The 17,479-nt window shown below is 71.2% G+C and carries 22 protein-coding genes; 9 read left to right on the top strand and 13 right to left on the bottom strand.

The features are described from left to right. The first annotated feature begins 9 nt into the window (after positions 1–9). Together VM685_RS09320 and VM685_RS09325 are read left to right on the top strand one after the other, a co-directional pair. On the top strand, positions 10–639 hold the full coding sequence (locus VM685_RS09320) for a superoxide dismutase (RefSeq protein WP_325459868.1): 630 nt from the start codon (positions 10–12) through the stop codon (positions 637–639). A 58-nt stretch (positions 640–697) separates the two neighbouring features. Next, positions 698–928 carry a hypothetical protein gene (locus tag VM685_RS09325; protein WP_325459869.1) on the top strand — a complete coding sequence of 77 codons (231 nt, stop codon included), beginning with the start codon at positions 698–700 and terminating at the stop codon, positions 926–928. Here the strand turns inward: VM685_RS09325 and VM685_RS09330 are convergent. Both VM685_RS09330 and VM685_RS09335 read right to left on the bottom strand, forming a co-directional pair. Then, the gene (locus tag VM685_RS09330; RefSeq protein ID WP_325459870.1) at positions 925–2,292 is read right to left on the bottom strand and encodes a cytochrome P450; all 1,368 of its coding nucleotides are present in this window, start codon (positions 2,290–2,292) and stop codon (positions 925–927) included. The genes VM685_RS09325 and VM685_RS09330 overlap by 4 nt on opposite strands. 101 nt (positions 2,293–2,393) lie before the next feature. After that, positions 2,394–2,879 (bottom strand): SRPBCC family protein, encoded by a 486-nt coding sequence (locus VM685_RS09335; RefSeq protein WP_325459871.1) that lies wholly within the window; start codon positions 2,877–2,879, stop codon positions 2,394–2,396. 139 nt (positions 2,880–3,018) lie between these two features. On the opposite strand from VM685_RS09335, the gene VM685_RS09340 reads away from it, so the two are divergent. Genes VM685_RS09340 through VM685_RS09350 form a run of 3 tightly spaced genes read left to right on the top strand, consistent with a single transcriptional unit; the run spans position 3,019 to position 3,943 of the window. Next, a complete protein-coding gene (locus VM685_RS09340; protein ID WP_325459872.1) occupies positions 3,019–3,393 on the top strand; it encodes a hypothetical protein in 375 nt (124 codons plus the stop codon). Then, positions 3,390–3,662, top strand: coding sequence for a DUF5985 family protein (locus VM685_RS09345; protein ID WP_325459873.1), 273 nt, complete (start codon positions 3,390–3,392; stop codon positions 3,660–3,662). Before VM685_RS09340 ends, VM685_RS09345 begins: the two co-directional genes overlap by 4 nt. Continuing rightward, positions 3,659–3,943, top strand: a complete 285-nt coding sequence (locus VM685_RS09350; RefSeq protein ID WP_325459874.1) for a DUF5985 family protein — start codon at positions 3,659–3,661, stop codon at positions 3,941–3,943. Before VM685_RS09345 ends, VM685_RS09350 begins: the two co-directional genes overlap by 4 nt. Before the next feature lie 4 nt (positions 3,944–3,947). Here the strand turns inward: VM685_RS09350 and VM685_RS09355 are convergent, their stop codons facing one another. From VM685_RS09355 to VM685_RS09365, 3 genes are read right to left on the bottom strand one after another with little or no spacing between them, the layout of a single operon-like run. Next, on the bottom strand, positions 3,948–4,649 hold the full coding sequence (locus VM685_RS09355) for an MgtC/SapB family protein (RefSeq protein WP_325459875.1): 702 nt from the start codon (positions 4,647–4,649) through the stop codon (positions 3,948–3,950). Between the two features lie 38 nt (positions 4,650–4,687). Then, positions 4,688–4,882 (bottom strand): hypothetical protein, encoded by a 195-nt coding sequence (locus VM685_RS09360; protein WP_325459876.1) that lies wholly within the window; start codon positions 4,880–4,882, stop codon positions 4,688–4,690. 2 nt (positions 4,883–4,884) lie between these two features. Beyond that, the gene (locus VM685_RS09365; RefSeq protein WP_325459877.1) at positions 4,885–5,631 is read right to left on the bottom strand and encodes a YebC/PmpR family DNA-binding transcriptional regulator; all 747 of its coding nucleotides are present in this window, start codon (positions 5,629–5,631) and stop codon (positions 4,885–4,887) included. A gap of 120 nt (positions 5,632–5,751) precedes the next feature. On the opposite strand from VM685_RS09365, the gene VM685_RS09370 reads away from it, so the two are divergent. Then, positions 5,752–5,997 (top strand): hypothetical protein, encoded by a 246-nt coding sequence (locus VM685_RS09370; RefSeq protein WP_325459878.1) that lies wholly within the window; start codon positions 5,752–5,754, stop codon positions 5,995–5,997. A gap of 4 nt (positions 5,998–6,001) precedes the next feature. On the opposite strand, the gene VM685_RS09375 is transcribed toward VM685_RS09370, so the two are convergent. The 3 genes from VM685_RS09375 to VM685_RS09385 are packed head-to-tail and all read right to left on the bottom strand — an operon-like array spanning position 6,002 to position 8,344. Further along, on the bottom strand, positions 6,002–6,586 hold the full coding sequence (locus VM685_RS09375) for a histidine phosphatase family protein (protein ID WP_325459879.1): 585 nt from the start codon (positions 6,584–6,586) through the stop codon (positions 6,002–6,004). Further along, positions 6,583–7,368, bottom strand: a complete 786-nt coding sequence (locus tag VM685_RS09380; protein ID WP_325459880.1) for an SDR family NAD(P)-dependent oxidoreductase — start codon at positions 7,366–7,368, stop codon at positions 6,583–6,585. Before VM685_RS09380 ends, VM685_RS09375 begins: the two co-directional genes overlap by 4 nt. 10 nt (positions 7,369–7,378) lie before the next feature. Then, positions 7,379–8,344 (bottom strand): zinc-binding alcohol dehydrogenase family protein, encoded by a 966-nt coding sequence (locus VM685_RS09385; RefSeq protein ID WP_325459881.1) that lies wholly within the window; start codon positions 8,342–8,344, stop codon positions 7,379–7,381. A 155-nt stretch (positions 8,345–8,499) separates the two neighbouring features. Here VM685_RS09385 and VM685_RS09390 point away from each other — a divergent pair, with 155 nt between their 5' ends. Then, positions 8,500–9,375, top strand: coding sequence for a patatin-like phospholipase family protein (locus tag VM685_RS09390; RefSeq protein ID WP_325459882.1), 876 nt, complete (start codon positions 8,500–8,502; stop codon positions 9,373–9,375). Here VM685_RS09390 and VM685_RS09395 read toward each other — a convergent pair. The 5 genes from VM685_RS09395 to VM685_RS09415 all read right to left on the bottom strand — a co-directional run bounded on the left by VM685_RS09395 (position 9,372) and on the right by VM685_RS09415 (position 15,161). Beyond that, positions 9,372–10,538, bottom strand: a complete 1,167-nt coding sequence (locus VM685_RS09395; RefSeq protein WP_325459883.1) for a DegT/DnrJ/EryC1/StrS aminotransferase family protein — start codon at positions 10,536–10,538, stop codon at positions 9,372–9,374. The genes VM685_RS09390 and VM685_RS09395 overlap by 4 nt on opposite strands. Positions 10,539–10,634: 96 nt before the next feature. Further along, complete coding sequence (locus VM685_RS09400) at positions 10,635–11,939, bottom strand: metal-dependent hydrolase family protein (RefSeq protein ID WP_414693354.1); 1,305 nt, start codon at positions 11,937–11,939, stop codon at positions 10,635–10,637. Between the two features lie 208 nt (positions 11,940–12,147). Further along, the gene (locus VM685_RS09405) at positions 12,148–13,731 is read right to left on the bottom strand and encodes an AMP-binding protein (protein WP_325459884.1); all 1,584 of its coding nucleotides are present in this window, start codon (positions 13,729–13,731) and stop codon (positions 12,148–12,150) included. A gap of 237 nt (positions 13,732–13,968) precedes the next feature. Then, a complete protein-coding gene (locus VM685_RS09410) occupies positions 13,969–14,379 on the bottom strand; it encodes a DUF2177 family protein (protein ID WP_325459885.1) in 411 nt (136 codons plus the stop codon). Next, positions 14,376–15,161 carry a DUF1295 domain-containing protein gene (locus tag VM685_RS09415; RefSeq protein WP_325459886.1) on the bottom strand — a complete coding sequence of 262 codons (786 nt, stop codon included), beginning with the start codon at positions 15,159–15,161 and terminating at the stop codon, positions 14,376–14,378. The genes VM685_RS09410 and VM685_RS09415 overlap by 4 nt, the downstream gene beginning before the upstream one ends. A 110-nt stretch (positions 15,162–15,271) precedes the next feature. On the opposite strand from VM685_RS09415, the gene VM685_RS09420 reads away from it, so the two are divergent. Beyond that, positions 15,272–16,609, top strand: coding sequence for an NAD(P)/FAD-dependent oxidoreductase (locus VM685_RS09420; RefSeq protein WP_325459887.1), 1,338 nt, complete (start codon positions 15,272–15,274; stop codon positions 16,607–16,609). Then, positions 16,606–17,385 (top strand): DUF1365 domain-containing protein, encoded by a 780-nt coding sequence (locus tag VM685_RS09425; protein ID WP_325459888.1) that lies wholly within the window; start codon positions 16,606–16,608, stop codon positions 17,383–17,385. The genes VM685_RS09420 and VM685_RS09425 overlap by 4 nt, the downstream gene beginning before the upstream one ends. Positions 17,386–17,479 lie beyond the last annotated feature (94 nt).

Raw genomic sequence — 17,479 nt, forward strand, 5'->3', positions numbered from 1 at the left:
AGCCAGGCGATGATCAAGCTGCCGCCGCTGCCCTATGCGTATGAGGCGCTGGAGCCCACCGTGTCCGCGACGACCATGCGGACGCACCACGACAAGCACCATGCGAAGTACGTGGAGGTGACCAACCAGCTCGCCGCCGAGAAGGGGCTGGAGGGCCGGAGCCTCGAGGAGATCATCGCCGAGGCCGGGTCGCGGGGTGAGCGCAAGCTGCTCAACAACGCCGGCCAGGCCTGGAACCACGCCTTCTTCTGGACCTGCATGACGCCGCAGCGGCGCGACCCCGGCGGCGAGCTGACGCGGCTGGTGGGCGAGGGCTTCGGCGACCTCGCCGGCCTGAAGGCCAAGTTCGTGGAGGTGGGGGCCAACCACTTCGCCTCCGGCTGGGTGTGGCTGGTGGTGGACGACGGCAGGCTGGCGGTCGTGGACACCCACGACGGCGACACCCTGGCCAACAAAGGGCAGACGCCGCTGATGGTCTGCGACCTGTGGGAGCACGCCTACTACCTGGACTACAAGCAGGACCGTAAGGGCTTCCTCGAGACGTGGTTCGACACCGTCGCCAACTGGGAGTTCGCGGAAGCGCAGCTCGCGGCGGCCCAGGGCCGCCAGGAGCCCTGGCGCTTCGACCTCGCCGCCTGAGGCCAGGGAGCCCGCAGCCGGGCCGGCGCGTTGGACGGGGCCTGAAGGAGCCTCGTCCATGCTGCGCCCGACCTGCCTCGTCCTTGCGACCCTCCTGCCGCTCTGCGCCTGCAGCACGACGGGCGAAGGCGCCCGCAACTCGCCGGAGAACAAGGCCGTCTCCGCCGTGGTGCTCGACGAGTCCAAGCGCCAGGAGGCGGCCCAGGCGGCCACGGCGACGAAGGACGCGGACGCCGCCATGGACCAGGTGACCGAGGGGCCGAAGAACCAGGCGCCGGTCCCCAACTAGGCGAGGCTGAGCGCGAACAGCGGCTCGTGATCGGGCATGGTGGTCATCTTGCCCACCGGCAGCACGGGCCGGCTGTCTGCTAGGCCCACCTCGTGGCGGGCGAGGAGGGTGGCGAGCACGAGGCTCGCCTCCGCCATGGCGAAGGTCGCTCCGATGCAGATGCGGGGGCCCGCGCCGAAGGGCATGTAGGCGCCGCCGGCCGTCCAGGGCGCGAACTGGCCGGCGAACCGCTCGGGCCGGAAGGCCTCGGGATCCTCCCAGAACCGACGATGGCGGTGCAGCACCCACATGCTGGTCCAGGCGTGCATGCCGGGCGTCAGCCTGTGGCCGAGGATCTCGTCCTCCTCGACCGCCTCGCGCAGGATCATCCCGCCCGGCGGATAGAGCCGGAGCGCCTCCAGCAGGACCATCCGCAGCCTGGGCCAGTTCTGCAGGTCCTCCAGTCCCGAGATCCGGTCCGGCGGGAAAGCCCTGACCTCCGCCCGCAGCCGGTCCTGCTCCAGCGGGTCGAGGGCCAGCAGCCAGGCCGCCCAGAATAGCAGCCGCGCGGTGGTCTCGAAGCCGGCGAACAGCATGGTGGCGGCCTGGTCGCGGACCTCGCCGTCGCCGAGCGCCTCGCCGGTCTCGGCGTCGCGGGTGGCCAGCAGCAGGTCCAGCATGTCGCGCGAGGCCGCGGGCGGCGCCGCGCGGCGCCGCGCGGCCACCAGTCGGTCGACGGCGGCCATCCAGGCGCGGCCGGCGCGCAGCCGCCCGCGCTGGGCGAAGGCGTAGTCGTCGTCGCCCTGGGCCAGGACGTCGAAGGTGTTGGGATTGGCGACGCTCTCGATGTAGCCGCGCACCATGGCCCCGAGCGCCGCCCGCTCGGCGCTGTCGGGCAGGGAGAACAGGGCCCGGAGCACCGCGTCGAGGGCGGCGTCCTGGAAGAGGCCCGAGAGGTCGGCCTTCGCCTTGCCGTCCAGTCTGCGGATCATCGCCTCGGCGGCGTCCTGGAAGTGCGGCACGAGCAGGCCGACGCTGGCCGGCGTGAAGGTCGGGGCAAGCAGCCGCCGCTGCCGCCGCCAGGCCTGGCCCTCGGCGAGGAACACCCCGTCGCCGGTGATCGGCCGGACGATCCGGCGGGCCGGGATGGGGCGCCGGTACTTCGCCTGGGCCGTGGTCAGGTAGTGGCGGATCCCGTCGGGGTCGGAGACCAGCAGAACCTTCATGCCGAGCGCCGGCAGCGGCGTGACGAGGTCGTCGAAGTGCCGATCGGCCCAGACGGCGTGGGTGTTCTTCGTCAGCGCCCAGTTGAACCGCCAGGCGGGCAGGGGGCGCGACAGGCGCTTCGGCGCGGGCGGCGTCAGCGGGCGGGCGAGCACGTCCATCGGGGCCTCCGAGGCTGAGCTAACGCCGTTCTTAATTCATGATGTGGTGAAAAGCCATGGCGAAGCCGCGCCCGCGGTGTGCGCCCGCGGCCCGCCGCGGGTCACTTCGCCTCGGCGATGCCCCTCATGGTCTGCAGCACGCCGGCGAACATCTTCGCCCGGCGCTCGCGGTCGGCGGCCTTGGCCTCGGGCGTCTTCAGCGGCTCGGCGTCGTAGACCAGGGTGTAGATCAGCTTGGACTTGCCCTTGCCCTCCGGCCGGATCTCCACGGTGCCGTGGTAGTCGATCGGGCTCTTGGGCTGGCTGTAGGAGTAGGACCAGGCGGTCTTGGCCACCATCAGCTCGTCGATGCGGTCGGCGATCCGGCGGACGGAGCCCATTTCCTCGCCGCCGGAGGTGATCACGCAGGTGGTCTTCAGCCAGGCGCCGATGTCGCACCAGCCGCCGACCTTCTTCCACGCCACCTCGGGTGGGGCGTCGACCACGGCCTCCTGGGAGATGGTGACGAACTCGGCGGCCTGGGCCGCGCCGGCCCCGACGGACAGGGCGGCCGCGGCGGTCAGGCAGATTCGAAAGATCGGTGTCATTTGGTCCCCCCAGAGTGTTGCGGCCACTTGGACACAGACACGCCGCGCGGCCAAGCCTTGCGACAAAATGGCACAGTCAAGCTTGATCGACCGGGCCCAGTCGTTAGGGTCGCCCCGCTGTTCAAGTGAAGGGCGCGTTTTGGCCTCAGACCAGGAACTCCGTGGGTTCGTGCGCGAGCACGTGCGCTCGGTATGGGCGCTGGAGCTGCTGCTCCTGCTCAAGCGCGACCCGGAGCGATGCTGGGCCGCGGCCGACCTGGTGCGCGAGCTTCGGGCGAGCCAGACCCTGGTCGCGGACAACCTCGGCCGCTTTCAGCGCGGCGGCATCGTGGTGCTCGACGACGCCGGCTGCTACCGCTACGCCCCGGCCAGCCCGGTGCTCGACGCGCTCTGCGGTGACCTCGAGGCGGCCTACCGCGAGCGGCCTGTGGCCATCATCAACCTGATCGCGGCGCCGCCGGACCCGGTGCAGGGCCTCGCAGACGCATTCAAATTCAGGGGAGACGGAAAGTGACCGACTGGGCTCCCATCGCCGTCTACGGCCTTTGCCTGATCACCAGCGTGATCTGCGCGGCCCTGCTGCTCAGGGCCTATCGGGCCAGCCGCAGCAAGCTCCTGCTCTACGCCGCCCTGGGCTTTGGATTCCTGGCGCTGAACAACCTGTTCCTCGTGGGCGACATGGTCGTCTTCCCGGAGGTGAACCTCTGGCCCTTCCGCCAGGCGGCGTCCGTGGCGGCGGTGGCGGTGCTGCTCTACGGCTTCACCTTCGAGGTGGAGTCATGAACCACGATCCCGCCATCGTCGGCTTCATGGGCGGGGCGCTCACGGTGGGCTTCCTCGCCGTCGGCCTCTACTTCCTGAAGTTCTGGCGGCGCACGCGCGACACCCTGTTCCTGGCGTTCGCCGCCGGCTTCGCGCTGCTGGCGGTGAACCAAGCCGTGCCGGTGCTTTTCGGCATCCCCGACGAGAACCTCAGCGGCGTCTACCTGCTGCGGCTGGCGGGCTTCCTGCTGATCATCTGGGCGATCCTGCGCAAGAACATGGGCGGCCGCGGGCGCGGCTGACCGGCTAGTCCTCGCGGGGACGAACGTCGAACTCCACGACGCGCGGATCGGCGCAGAGCCGCTGCGCCAGGGCCTCGGCCGGCCGCCCGCCGGCGCCCCTGAGGGTGGCCGAGAGCTCGATGACCTCACCGCCGTGCAGCAGCTTGTGGCCCATGCCCGACGGGGTCAGCCGCAGCTCATGGACGAGGTCGCGGAATTCCTGGTCGGGGAACCGATCGCCCCGCCGGTAGCGCACGGCCACGTCCAGGACGCTGCGCTTGGGCAGTCGGTCGTCCACTCCGCGCAGGATCACCAGCACGGCGAGCGTCGCGAGGGTCCCGCCGATCGCCAGGCCGTAGAAGCCGACGCCGTAGAGGGTGCCGAGCGCCGAGGTGAGCCAGAGCGAGGCGGCGGTGGTCAGGCCGTGCACCGAGAAGCCGTGACGAAAGATCACGCCGCCGCAGAGGAAGCCGATGCCGGTGAGAATGCCGTGGGCCATCCGAACGGGGTCGATGCGCACCACCTCGGCCGGCGTGTCGGTGAGCCAGCGCATCTGGTGGACGGCGCCCAGCATCAGCAGCGCGGAGGCCAGGCAGACCAGGATGTGGGTGCGCAGGCCCGCCGGCCGGCCGCGGTATTCCCGCTCCAGCCCGATCAGCGCGCCGGCCACGCCCGCGCCCACCACCGGCAGCACGTACTGTACGAGGATCGCCGACCAGTCGCCCATGCGCGGGGATAAACCCCCAGGCACGGCGCCGGTTGCGGCTAGTGGAACAACTGCCCGAAGGACAGCGCCAGGATCACGAACACCACCGCTGCGAGGATCAGGCCCGCCCGGGGCCGAGAGCCCAGGAAGGGCTCGCGGCGGGTCTTCGGCTTGGGCGGCGGGGCTCGGCGCGCGGCCTCGCGGGCCCGGCGGTAGCGGGAGAGGTCGGTGACGCGGGGGTCGTCCTTGCGCACGCTCAGCCCGCCAGCTTTTCCAGTTCCTCGGCGGCGATGTCCTCGTTCGAGTAGACGTTCTGCACGTCGTCGTCGTCCTCGAGGGTCTCGAGCAGCTTCATGAGCGAGCCGGCGGCGTCGCCCTCGATGGGCGTGCGGGCCTTGGGTCGCCAGGCGACAGCGGTGGACTTGGCCGGTCCGAGGCTCGCCTCGAGCGCCGCAGCCACGTCGGAGAGCTGCTCGAAGGCGGTGTAGATGGTGTGGCCGTCCTCATCGGACTCCACGTCGACGGCGCCGGCCTCGATGGCCGCTTCCATGACCTTGTCCTCGGACCCAGCCTCGGGCCCGTAGACGATCTGGCCCACCCGGTCCCACATGAACGACACCGAGCCGGTTTCGCCCAGGTTGCCGCCGTGCTTGGAGAAGGTGGAGCGCACGTTCGACGCCGTGCGGTTGCGGTTGTCGGTCAGCACCTCGACGATCACGCCGACCCCGCCGGGGCCGAAGCCCTCGTAGCGGATCTCCTCGTAGGTCTCGGCCTCGCCGCCGGACGCCTTCTTGATCGCCCGGTCGATGTTGTCCTTGGGCATGGACTCGGCCTTGGCGTTGGCCACGGCCAGGCGCAGGCGCGAGTTCATCGCCGGATCCGGCAGACCCGCCTTTGCGGCCACCGTGATCTCGCGCGAGAGCTTGGAGAACAGCTTGGACCGGGCGCTGTCGGCGCGGCCCTTGCGGTGCATGATGTTCTTGAACTTTGAGTGTCCGGCCATGGTCCGTTGCGGCAGGTCAAGGAATGGGGTCGCGCCGCTTCTACCCTTGAGGACGGGCGCGCGGAACCCCTGCCATGCGCGCGGGTTAGCGCCACGAGTGGGAAGGCGGAGACGATCCCGATGACCGAGCACATGAACGAGGACTACGACGACGTCCTGCCCAGCGAGCCGAACGGCGAGGTGGTGCACTGGATGGCGCCGCGGCCGATGAGCGTGGGCCCGGCCGGGATCTCCATGGCCGCGGCGGGCGCGTTCGCGCTCGGCGCCGTGGCCGCGGTGGCCGTCCTGGCCGTGATGCACTGGCTCGGCCCTGATCGGAAAGTAGAGGCGCCGAGGCTCCGCCGCTGGCGCAGTTCCATCCACTAGCGACCTAGTCGAGCGGCTCGCAGTCGATGCGGCCGATGGTTCCGCCGCTCAGCCGGTAGACGGCGTCCTGCGGCACGTCCTGCTCGACCGTGCGGTCGCGTTCCATGCGGGCGTAGACGCCGCGCAGGACCCGGCCGGCCACGCCGTGGCTGACGGCGATCACGCGCCGCTCCGGTTCCGGCGGCAGGCTCGCCAGCCAGTCGGCCATGCGCGCGCAGACCGCCTCGTAGGTTTCGCCGGTAGGGGCGTCGAAGGCCCAGCCGGAGCGGCCGAAGGCGTCCGGGTGAGCGGCCTCCAGCTCGCTCCGCAGCCGGCCGTCCCACTCTCCCCAGGAGAGCTCGATGAGCCGGGCGTCCTCCTCGACCTCGGCGCTCAGGGCCCTGGCGACGATGGCGGCGGTGTCGCGGGCGCGGCCCAGCGGGCTGGAGATCACCCGCCAGCCGGGCTCGCCGCCGGTCAGGTCGGCGAGCAGGCCGGCGACGGCCCGGGCCTGGCGCAGCCCTAGCTCGGTGAGCGGGGAATCCACATGGCCCTGCAGACGACGTTCCTTGTTGAACGCCGTCTGCCCGTGGCGGACGAGGTAGATCACCGCTTGCGGCGGACGACCGGGTGGGAGGTGGAGAGTCCGCCGTCGACGGCGATGGTCTGGCCGTTGACGTAGGAGCTCTCGTCCGAGGCCAGGAACAGGCCGGCGTAGGCGATCTCGTCCGGCACGCCGTAGCGGGTGAGCGGGTTGAGCTGGCCGATCTTGTCCTCGTTGCCGCGGGCCCGGGCGCCGTCAAAGATGGGTTTGGTCATGCCGGTTTCGATCAGGCCGGGCGCGACCGCGTTGACGCGCACGCCGGTTCCGTAGAGCTCGTTGGCGGCGGTCTGGGCGAGGCTGATGACGCCGGCCTTGGAAGCCGAATACGCCGGGCCGCCGGCGCCGGAGCGGATGCCGGCCACCGACGCCGTGCAGATGATCGAGCCGCGGCCGTTCGGGATCATCCGTTCGGAGGCGTGTTTCACGGCCAGGAAGGCGCCGATCAGGTTCACCCGCAGGATCTCGGCCCAGTAGTCGGCGGTCTGTTCGTGCAGCGGCGCGAAGCCGCCGGAGATGCCGGCGTTGGCCCAGACCACGTCCAGCCCGCCGTGCTCGGCGATGGCGGTGTCCATGCAGCTCTTCACGAAGGCGTCGACGCCGGCGTCGCCCAGGAGCCCGATCGCCTTGCCGCCGGCGTCGGTGATCGCCTTGACGGTGTCGTTCACGCCCTCGGCGCGGTCGGCGCAGACGACGCTCGCGCCTTCACGCGCGAAGAGGATCGAGGCGGCGCGGCCGATGCCGCTGCCCGCGCCGGTGATGACGGCCGAGCGGCCGGAAAGGCGTCCCATGATTGGCTCCTTAGGGGATCAGCAGCACGCGGCCGACAGCCTGGCGGCTTTCGATGTAGCGGTGGGCCTCGGCGGCTTCGGACAGCGGGAACTCGCGGTCGATGACGACCTTCAGCTCGCCCCTGGCGACGTCGCCGATCAGCTTCTGGATGTTGTCGTGCACCCGGTCGGTCGTGATCTCGGCGCCCAGGAAGACGCCCGACAGGCTGCGGTTGCCGCCCATCATCGAGCCCACGTCCACCTTCATCGGCTCGCGGCCGGCCTGGCCGACCATGGAGACCCGGCCGCGGTAGGCCAGCGAGTTGATGGAGGACTGCAGGGTCGGGCCGCCGACCGAATCGACGATCACGTCGGCCATGTGCTTGTCGGTCAGCCGTGCGACTTCCTGCGCCACGTCGTGGGTGCGGTAGTTGATGCCGTGGGTCAGGCCCAGCGGCTTCAGGCGCTCCAGGCGCTCGTCGGAGGAGGCGGTGGCCAGCACCATGGCCGCACCGGCCCGGGCGGCGAGCTGGATGGCGGCCACGCCGACGCCGGAAGCGCCGGCCTGCACCAGCACGATCTCGCCCTTCTTCATCCGGCCGAACTCGAACAGGCAGTCGTCGGCCGTGCCGAACGGCACGGGGATCACCGCGGCCTGCTTCACGGCCATGCCCTCGGGGATCACCCAGGCGGTGCGGGCGGGGACGGCGCGCAGCTCGGCGTGGCTGCCGAAGCCGCCGGTGGTGACCACCTTCTGGCCGACCCGGATGTCGGTGACGTCCTCGCCGACCTGCACCACCTCGCCGGCGGCCTGGTAGCCCACGATGTGCGGCCGGGTGACGAGCGGTCCGCGGAAGCGATTCAGGGTGTCGCCGCCCTCGATGGACACCGCCTCCACCCGGATGACGATCCCCTTGCGGTGGCACTCGGGGTCGGCGACGTCCTCGTACCGGAAGACCTCGGGCCCGCCGTTCTCGTAATAGACCGCAGCCTTCATCCGACCCTCCCGTCAAACATCTGTTTGAGCGCACCAACCACGGCCACGGCGGTGACGCAAGGGGAGCACGCGCGCGCCGCGCGAAGCGGCGTGACATGGTGGCCCGGGTCACCGATGCTCCGGCAAAATCCAAGAACGCTTCGGGGATGACGTCCATGACGACGCGCGCGCTGGTGCTGGGCGGCGGTGGGCCGGTGGGGATCGGCTGGGAGAACGGGCTGGTGGCCGGTTTCGCCCGGGCTGGGGTGGACCTCGGCCAGGCGGACTTCATCCTGGGCACCAGCGCGGGGGCCTTTGTGGGCGCGCGCCTGGCGCTGGGCCTCGACCCGCGCACCTTCGCCGACCCGCCCTCCGATCCGGCCCGCCGGGAGGCCGCAGGCCGCGCCGGCCCCGCGCCGGACCTGCGCCGGCTGACGGAACTGATGGCCGAGGCCCAGGGCGGCAAGCGCAACCCGGCCGAGGTGCGCGCCGAGATCGGGGCGATGGCCCTGGCGGCTGATACCATGAGCGAGGAGGACTTCATCCGCAGCTTCGGCCGCTCGTTCGCGGGCCTGCCGGACACCGCCTGGCCGGAGAAGGCCTTCGCCTGCACGGCCGTGGACGCCGAGGACGGCGGGTTCCGGCTCTGGACGAAGGCGGCCGGCGTGGGCGTCACGCGGGCAGTGGCGTCGAGTTGCAGCGTGCCTGGGGTCTATCCGCCGATCACCATCGAGGGCCGCCGCTACATCGACGGCGGCATGCGCTCCTCCACCAACGCCGACATGGCCGCGGGCTACGACGTGGTGGTGGTCGTGGCGGTGCGGCTGGCCGGCCCGGGCGAGATCGGCGAGCGGGTGCGGGCCAAGCTGGAGGAGGAGGTCCAGACCCTCCAGGACGGCGGCGCCACCGTGGTGGTCATCGGCCCCGACGAGGCGAGCGCTGAGGCTTTCGGCCCGAACCTTCTGGACGCTTCCCGCGTGCCAGGCGCCGTGCAGGCCGGCCTCGCCCAGGCCGCGACCCAGGCGGAGGTCCTGAAGGAGATCTGGGGCTAGCCGTTCTTCTTCACGAAGGCGCGGATGGCGGCGATCACCTGGTCCTGGTCGTCCGACGTCAGGTAGGGGTGCATAGGCAGGCTGATCACCTGGCCCGCCTTGGCCTCGGTGACCGGCAGGCCGCCCGGCGCCGTGGGGTAGCCCGAGTAGACGCCCTGCTTGTGGATCGGGATCGGGTAGTAGACCGCCGAGGGGATCGCCTGCTCGCGCAGGTGGGCGGCGAGGCCGTCGCGGTTCTCTGTCTCGATGGTGTACTGGGCCCAGACGCTGACGCCGCCCTCGATGATGGTGGGGACCTTCACGAGGTCGCCCAAACCCTCCGCGTAGCGGGCCGCCACACGGTTCCGGGCCTCGATCTCGTCGGCGAAGATCTTCAGCTTCTCCAGGAGGACCGCGGCCTGGATGGTGTCCATCCGGCTGTTGGTGCCGACGCGGACGTTCAGGTAGCGCGGGTCGTGCTCGAAGGTCCGGCCCTCCAGGTCCGACTTCACCGCCTGGCCGTGGACCCGGAGACTGACCAGCAGGTCGTGGAAACGGGCGTCCTTCGACAGCACCGCCCCGCCGTCGCCGTAGCAGCCGAGCGGCTTGGCCGGGAAGAAGGAGGTGGTGGCCACGTCCGCCCAGTGGATCGGGTGCTTGCCGGCGAGCGTGCAGCCGAAGCCCTGGGCGGAATCGGCGATCAGCTTGAGCCCGTGGGCGTCGCAGACCTTGCGGATGGCGGGATAGTCGGCGGGCTGGCCGAACAGGTCCACGGCGATCACCGCCCGGGGCGTGAGTTCGCCCTTCGCCTTCACCGCCTGGATGGCGGCCTCGAGGCTGGCGGGGTCGAGGTTGTAGGTGTCGGCGTCGATGTCCACGAACACCGGCGAGGCGCCGACCAGCGGCATGACCTCGGCCGTGGCCGCGAAGGTGAAGGAGGGGCAGAAGACCGCGTCGCCCTGGCCGATCCCGAACGCCATCAGCGGCAGGATCAGGGCGTCGGTGCCCGAGGCGCAGGACAGCACGTGCGGCGCCTGGCCGAACTCGGCCATGGCGGCCTCGAAGGCGGCGACCTCCGGGCCCATGATGTAGGCGCCCGACCGGACCACCTTGAGGATCGCGTCCTCCAGCGGCTGGCCCAGGCGCTGGCGCTGGGCCTGCAGGTCGATGAACGGGATAGGCATGCGGGCGCGGCCCCTGTCTTTCGAAGCGGGCGCCATATGGCACGCGCCGCCGCCGCCCGCCAAAACACGGTTGGTGTCGGTGTGTTGCGGCGGCCGTTAAGGCTTGGCCTGGACGCCGCCCTTCATCACGAAGCTGACGTTCTGCAGGACCGTGACGTCGCTCAGCGGGTCGCCCTTCACGGCGATCACGTCGGCGGCCTTGCCGGGGGTGAGCGCGCCGATTTCGGCGGCGAGGCCCAGGTGGTCGGCGGCGTTGACCGTGGCGGCCTGGACGGCCTCCAGCGGGGTCATGCCGGCCCGGACCAGCAGGGCGAACTCGCCCGCGTTCTGGCCATGGGCCGAGACGCCGGTGTCGGTGCCGAAGGCGATCCTCACGCCGGCCTGGTGGGCGCGGCGGGCCATGTCCAGCATCTTCGGCCCGGCCTCCAGGGCCTTCGCGGTCTGGGCGGGGGTGAAGAAGTTGTTCGGGCCCGAAGCCACCCGGTAGACGAAGTCGCCGGCCATCAGGGTGGGCACCAGATAGCCCTTGTTCTTCTTGAGCAGCGCGATGCCCTCGTTGTCGAGGTAGGTGCCGTGCTCGATGGAATCGCCGCCGGCCTTCAGGAAGCTGACGATGCCGTCGCCGCCGTGGGCGTGGGCGGTGACCTTGCGGCCCATCCGGTGGGCGGCGTCGACGATGGCGTTCAGTTCCTCCTGGGAGAACTGCTGGCCCAGCCCCGCGGCGGTGTTGGACAGCACCCCGCCAGTGGCGGTGATCTTGATGACGTCGGCGCCCTTCCAGACCTGCTCGCGCACGGCGCGGCGGCAGTCGTCGGCCCCGGAGCAGACCGAGCCCGGCCGAAGGACGTGCATGACGTCGTCGCTGAAGCCGTTCACGTCGCCGTGGCCGCCGTGGACCGAGATGGCCGAGCCGGAGGCCACGATCCGCGGGGCTTCGACATCGCCGCGGGCGACCGCGTCGCGCAGGGCGAAGATCGCGTTGTTCTCCGCGCCGAGGTCGGCCACCGTGGTGAAGCCGGCCATCAGTGTGCGGCGGCCGAAGCGCACGCCGTGCATGGCGAGGTCGGCCGAGGAGAGCGTGACCTCCTCCATCAGGCTGTTGCGGTTCTGCTCGCCGGTGATGTGGACGTGGCTGTCGATCAGACCCGGCAGGACAAAGCTGTCCTTCAGGTCGACCACCCGCCCGCCCGGCTCGGCGACATAACCGTCAGCGATCCGGACCACGCGGCCGTTCTGGATCACCAGGGTCTTCTGGGTCTCGACCCGGCCGGAAGCGGGGTCGGCCAAGAGGCGGCCGGCCTGGACGAAGGTGGTCTGGCCAGCCGCCGGGGCCGGAGCCTGAGCGGCGGCCGGCATGGCGAAGGCGGCGGCCATGAGCGCGCCGGCGAGAAGTCGTTTCATAGGATCGGCCCCCGAACTGAGGCGGCGAGATTAAGCAGGGCTGGGGTCCCGCCGCAAACCCCAGTGTCATCCCGGAAGGCGCGCAGCGCCTATCCGGGACCCATGGACGCCAAGGTTCGGCCACGCGCACAAACCGGCCGCGCCGTTTCGCCCGGCGCGGCGCTCATGGATCCCGGCTCGCCGCTGCGCTCCGACCGGGATGGCGCCCTCAGATCTGCCGCTTGCGGCCTTCCCAGTAGGGAGCGCGGACCTTGTTGCGCTGGATCTTGCCGGCTTCGGAGCGGGGGAGGTCGGTGACGAAGTCGATCTTCTTCGGGACCTTGAAGCCCGGCAGGTTGGCGCGGGCGAAGGCGAGGATCTCCTGCTCCAGCTCCTCGGAGGGCTCGTAGCCCGGCTTCAGCATGATCACCGCGCGGACCTGCTCGCCCCACTGCTCGTCGGGCACGCCGACGGTGGAGCTGTCGGCCACGGCGTCATGCTTGATCAGCTCGTTGTCGATCTCCTGCGGGTAGATGTTCACCCCGCCGGAGATGATGGTCTCGGCGTTGCGGCCGGTGAGGAACAGGTAGCCGTCCTCGTCGAAGTAGCCGACGTCGCCCATGGTGAAGTAGTCGCCCACCCGGCTGGCCTGGGTCTTGGCCTCGTCCTTGTAGTAGGTGAAGCCGCCGCCCGGCGGGAGCTGGTGGTAGATGGTCCCCGGCACGCCGGGCGGGCATTCCTCGCCGTTCTCGTCGAGAATCTTGGAGCCGAGCAGCGGCGGCCGCTTGCCCACCGAGCCCGGCTTCTTCAGCCACTCCTCCGAGGAGATGGTGAAGCCCGCCCCGCCCTCGGAGCCGGCGTAGTACTCGGAGAGCACCGGGCCGAACCACTCGATCATGGCGAGCTTGACCTCCGGCGGGCAGGGGGCCGCGCCGTGGACGATGTATTTGACGTGGCTGACGTCGTACTTCGCGCGCACCTCGTCGGGCAGGGCCAGCAGGCGCTGGAACATGATCGGCACGAGGTGGAGGTGGGTGACCTTCCGCTCGGCGATGGTCTTCAGGACCAGCTCGGAATCCCACTTGTCGAGGAAGACCAGCGGACAGCCCGCGCCCATGGCGGCGTTGACGTCGAACGCCAGCGGGGCGGCGTGGTAGGCCGGGCCGGCGCAGAGCTGGACGGAGTGCTCGTCGTAGCCGCGCAGCTGGTAGACGCCCGGCGGCGGGATCACCGGATTGGGCCGGAAGACGCCCTTCGGCCGGCCGGTGGTGCCGGAGGTGTACATCATCTGGTTGCCGAGCACCGGGTCGTCGATGTCTGACGGATCGATGCCGGCCAGCGCCTCGTCGTAGTTCAGGAAGCCCTCGATATCGCCGCCGATCGCGACCTTCACGGCGAGGTTCGGGCACTGGGCCGCCGCGGGTCCGGAGGCCGCCACGCGGGCTTCGGCGAACAGCGCCTTCGCCTCGCAGTCCTGGATGATGTAGGCGATCTCGTCGGTGGTGAGGTGCCAGTTGACCGGGGTGATCCGGAAGCCCGCCCGCTTGGTGGCGGCCAGCACCTCGACGAACTCGTGCCGGTTGGAGCAGACCAGGGCCACGGAGTCGCCCGCCTTCAGCCCCGCGCCGCGCAGCAGGCGGACGATGCGGTTGGCGGCGGCGTTCACCTCGGCGAAGGTCCGCGTGGTCCCGTCCGGGTCGATGACCGCGGCCTTGTCGGGCTGGACCTGCGCCCAGACGGCGGAGGTCATCCCGGTCATCTGCGCAGCCGCCAGCCGCGCATCCAGGTCCATGCGTTCCTTCAAGGCTTCCATCAAAATCCTCCCGCGCCCGATCAGACGGCGCATCCGCAAAATCTCATTGGAGGTCCGGCGCCGCGGATGAATTGATCCGTCCGGCGTAGGCCCGGCCTCGAACCCCAGCAAATCACGGCGGCGGGATGTGCGGAAGAGGGGTGGAGGGGGCGCAGGGGGTTGAAGGGTGCGCCCCCTCCGGCCCGCGGGACCGGCCGCGGGCCCTTGCCCCGCCGATGGACGGGCGGGGAAGAGGGGTCAGCCGGCGAGCCTGGCGGCCCAGCGCCAGGCCAGCACGCCGGCCAGGGCGCCGGCCGTGGTGAGCAGCGTCCCCCAGCCGATGTCGACCACGCTGATGCGGGTGGACCAGGCCTTCAGCGTCGCCTGGTTGGTGAGGTCGTAGGTGGCGTAGGCGAAGGCGCCCAGGAGCGCGCCGGCCAGCGCCACGCGCCCCAGGGTCGCATCCCTGTGCGGCAGCACGGCCAGCAGCACCACACCCAGGACGTAGACCAGGTAGAAGACCACGGCGGCGGTCATGTTCGGCTTGTCGGCCAGCACCGGGTCGAGCGTCGGCCGGTAGAGCCTGGGTCCGACCTGGGTCAGCCAGACGGCGTCCAGGATGGCGATCACGAGGCCGGTCCCGAGGAAGGCCGCGATGTGGGGGATCATGCCTGACGTCCTTTCGGCGGAAGGGGGAAAAAGGCGCTCACCCGCGACCGGTAGGACCGGTAGGCCTCGCCGCGGGAGCGGAGCATGGCCTCTTCCAGCGGGGGGACGCCGGAGACGCGGGTGAGCAGCAGGTACATGACCACCGGCGCCGTCAGGCTGAGCCAGCTGGCGGGGCGGGCGGGGTCGAGGGCGATGGTGGGGTAGGCGAGCCAGCCCAGCCATTCAAAGAAGTAGTTGGGGTGTCGCGACCAGGCCCACAGGCCGCGCTCGCAGACCCGGCCCCGGTTATGGGGATCGGCGCGGAAGCGCTCCATCTGCAGGTCGGCGATCGCCTCGCCCACGAAGGCTGCGAGGAAGATGACCGCCGCCAGGACGTCCCGCGCGCCGAACGGGCCGGGGGCCTGGGCCGCCACGATCACCGAGACGGCGAGCAGGGCGGTGGCAGGGGCCTGGGCGAGGGTGACGCGCAGCATCCGGCGCGGGTGGTCGGCGCCCCACTCCTCCCGGAAGCGGGCGTAGCGCGGATCCTCCGGGCCGTGGGCGACGCGCTGGGCCAGATGCGTGCCGAGCCGGAGCGCCCAGAGGCCGACCAGGCTGGCCACCAGCCAGGCGCGCGGGCCGGGCGCGGCGAGCAGGGCCGCGCCCACGAGCGCGCCGCCGCTGCCGAAGGTCCAGAAGACGTCGGTCCAGCCGCCGTTGCGCGCCTTCAGCCCGAAGGCCCAGGCCGCGGTCATCACCGCGGTCATGAAGACGAGGACGAGGAAGGTCAGGCCGATCAGCATCGCCCAAGGTACGGAAGCTCCGCCGTCCCGGATGCATCCGCCCCGTCGCGAGGCCCGTAGGTGCCGTGAAAGCTCGGCCGTCGGGGCCGGGGACAGACGGCGGAGCATCGATGGAACGGGCGTTCGGACAGCGGCGGCGGATCGCCGTCATCGGCGGAGGGATCAGCGGCCTCTCGGCGGCCTGGCTGCTTTCGCAGGCGCACAGCGTCACCCTGTTCGAGGCCGACGACCGGCTGGGCGGCCACGCCAACACCGCCGAGGCGCCGGGCCATCACGGCCCGGTGCCGGTGGACACCGGCTTCATCGTCTACAACGAGCCCAACTATCCGAACTTCACGGCCCTGCTCGACTGGCTGGGCGTCGCCAGCCGCCCGGCCGACATGGCGCTCAGCGTCAGCCTCGACGACGGGGCGTTCGAGTACTCCAGCTACGGCGCGCTCGGCCTCTTCGCCCAGAAGCGCAACCTGTTCTCCGCCCGCTTCTGGGGAATGCTCCGCGACGTGGGCCGCTTCTACCGGCAGGGGCCGAAGGACCTGGCCGCGCTGGAGGCGCCGCTCACCTCGCTCGAGGCCTACCTGGAGGAGAAGGGTTACTGCCAGGCCTTCCGGGACGACCACCTGCTGCCGCAGGCCGCCGCCATCTGGTCGACGCCGCTGTCGGCGATCCGGGATTATCCGGCCGCCGCCCTGATCCGCTTCTTCCAGAACCACGGCATGATGTCGGTGTTCGGCCGCGGCCTGTGGCGGACGGTGGACGGCGGCAGCCGGGCCTACGTCCAGGCGCTGAGGGCCGCCTTCCACGGCGAGGCGCGGAGCGGCGAGGCGGTGGCCGGGGTCCGGCGAGACCCCAGCGGTGTGACGGTGCAGCTCGCGTCCGGGCGCTTCGAGCGGTTCGACGAGGTGGTGATCGCCACCCATGGCGACACGGCGCTCGGCCTGCTGGAGGACCCGACGGCGCAGGAGCGGCGGCTACTCGCGCCGTTCCGCTATTCGAAGAACCGGGTCGTGCTGCACACCGACCCGGCCCTGATGCCCCGGCGGCGGCGGGCCTGGACGAGCTGGAACCATATCGGCCGCCGCGGCGAGACGGGCGAGGGCTGCGTCACCTACTGGATGAACCGGCTGCAGGGCATCAAGGACGCGCCGGACCTCTTCGTCACCCTAAACCCCACCAGGGAGATCGCGCCGGAGAAGACGATCCGCACGGAGGCCTACGACCACCCGCTGTTCGACGCCGCCGCGATCGCCGCCCAGGCCGAGCTCTGGGACCTGCAGGGCGTGAACCGCACCTGGTTCTGCGGCTCCTATTTCGGCCACGGCTTCCACGAGGACGGCCTGCAGTCCGGCCTGGCGGTGGCCGAGCAGCTCGGCGGCGTGCGGAGGCCGTGGACCGTGGCGGGCGAGTCCGGCCGCATCCACCTGCGCGCGCCTGCGGAGCGGGCCGCGTGAGCTTCGCCTCGGGCCTCTACTCCGGCGTGGTCACCCACGCCCGGACGAAGCCGCGCGCGCACCGGCTGGCCTACCGGGTGTTCTTCCTGCTGCTGGACCTGGACGAGCTGGGCCGGCTGGACTGGAAGCTCGGCCTGTTCTCGCACGGTGGGCTGAACCTCGTCAGCGTGCGGGAAAAGGACCACGGCGACGGGTCGGACACGCCGCTGAAGGCGCAGGTGGAGGCGGAGCTGGCGGCCGCCGGGATCGCCCACGGCGGGCCGGTGCGGATGCTCACCATGCCGCGCGTGCTGGGCCACGGCTTCAACCCGCTCACCGTCTACTTCTGCCACCGCAAGGACGGCACGCTCTCAGCCATCCTCTACGAGGTGACCAACACCTTCGGGGAGCGGCACGCCTACCTGATCCCGGCCGGCGACGAGCCGGTTGTGCGCCAGTGTTGCGCCAAGGACTTCTACGTCTCGCCGTTCATGGACATGGACCTCGCCTACGGCTTCCGCATCCGTCCGCCCGGCGAGACAGTGCGGGTGCAGGTGGAGGCCCACGACGCCGAGGGTCTGGTCCTGGCGGCGAGCTTCCTCGGCCGGCGGACGCCGCTCAGCGACGCGGGCCTGCTCCGCGCCTGGCTGACGCACCCGTGGATGAGCCTGGGCGTGCTCACCGCCATCCACTGGGAGGCGCTCAGGATGTGGCTCAGGGGGGAGAAGCTGCGGCCGAAGCCCGCGCCGCCGGCGCGGCGGGTCACGGTGGTCGACCAGGCCCAGCTGGCGGCCTAGCTGCACCGGACTTCCTGCGCTTCGGCGCCAAAACCGGACTCGCCGAACGGCCCCCGGCGCCTCACACTCCCGGTCCCATAGCAGACGGAAAATC

It is taken from the genome of Phenylobacterium sp. (genome assembly GCF_035539035.1).
In the GTDB taxonomy this organism is placed as follows: Bacteria; Pseudomonadota; Alphaproteobacteria; order Caulobacterales; family Caulobacteraceae; genus Phenylobacterium.